The sequence below is a fragment of the Dyella sp. 01N36 genome (assembly GCF_056399745.1).
Genome location: NZ_JBFTRY010000379.1, coordinates 1 through 1,139 on the forward strand (window position 1 = coordinate 1; position 1,139 = coordinate 1,139).

Consider the following 1,139-nt stretch of genomic DNA (forward strand, 5'->3'; position numbering starts at 1 on the left):
GCGCTGTAAGCGCCTGAGCCGCTGCGGAGCCGTGTCCGACAGGGAGGAACCACCATGGAACTGATCCAGCTCACCCCGCACTCGGAAGTAGACCCCTCGCAACCCCTGCGAGCCCCCGGCGACATCCTGCTGCACGCCTACCTGATTCCCAGCGCCCTCAACCCCGCCCAACTCGCCCGTCGCACCGGCATACCCTCCGATCAGATCAAAGCCTTCATCGCCGACACTCACCCCATCACCCCCAAGGTCGCCATCCGCCTCTCCCTGGCTTTCGACACCACTGCCTTCTACTGGCTGGCACTTCAGGCGCGATACGATTTGGAAAGGGCGAAGCCTGTGGTCCGCGCTTATCGTCCGCTCGTTGATTGAGGGCAAACGCGCGACACGACAAACGGGACGGAGATAGTTGCGTCCCACCGCCATTGTTCGAATTAACTACCTCCGTCCCGTTTGCTCTCGCTACGGGTAAAGCGTGCTTGATCTTCCGATTTGCATCGAAGATCTCCTAGCCGAGCGCTAACCGAAGCTTCCCGAAGAAATGCCGTGGTCGACGCAATTTCGCCCGACGCACTCATCGCGAAGCTGATCGCAGTTCACTTCTGAGCGTTCCAGCTCGCGTCGCCTAAATTCTTTTCACTTAACGACGGGCAACGGTCGGGCGAAGGCCAGCAAGTTACGCCAGCGATCGGCTTAGGAAGGTCTAACTCGCCTCGGCAAAGCGGTGCGCGCTAGCCAAACGCGTTGCCACCACGCTCCAGCGGATATTCTGGAAGAAGGCATCGACGTATTTGGGCGCGGCGGCGCCGTAATCCATCTGGTAGGAATGCTCGTACATGTCCATGACCAGTAGCGGCCAGGTCGCGGCGGGACCGTGCAGATGGTCCCACAGCCAGTAGTTTTCGATCTGCCCAGTGTGCAGGTTGTAGCCAAGTATCACCCAGCCCGATCCACCACCCAGGCCCGCACCGATCTTGCGGAACTCTTCCTCCCAGGCCGTGTAGCTCCCGAAGGCCTCGCCGATGGCGCGGCGCAGCGTCTCGTCGGCCTGGCCATCGCCACCGAGGTTCTCGAAATAGAGTTCGTGGAACACCACCGAACCGGTGCGCATCAGGTGCTCGCGCTTGAGGTCGTCGTAGACG

At 61.1% G+C, this 1,139-nt stretch carries 2 protein-coding genes; one reads left to right on the plus strand and one right to left on the minus strand.

Translation table 11 applies throughout. The features are described from left to right. Positions 1-54: 54 nt before the first annotated feature. Positions 55-369 (plus strand): HigA family addiction module antitoxin, encoded by a 315-nt coding sequence (locus tag AC1DMG_RS22270; protein ID WP_441604627.1) that lies wholly within the window; start codon positions 55-57, stop codon positions 367-369. A gap of 331 nt (positions 370-700) precedes the next feature. Here AC1DMG_RS22270 and AC1DMG_RS22275 read toward each other — a convergent pair. Further along, positions 701-1,139 (minus strand): Fe-Mn family superoxide dismutase (locus AC1DMG_RS22275; RefSeq protein WP_477181165.1); only part of this gene is annotated, 439 nt, incomplete at its 5' end.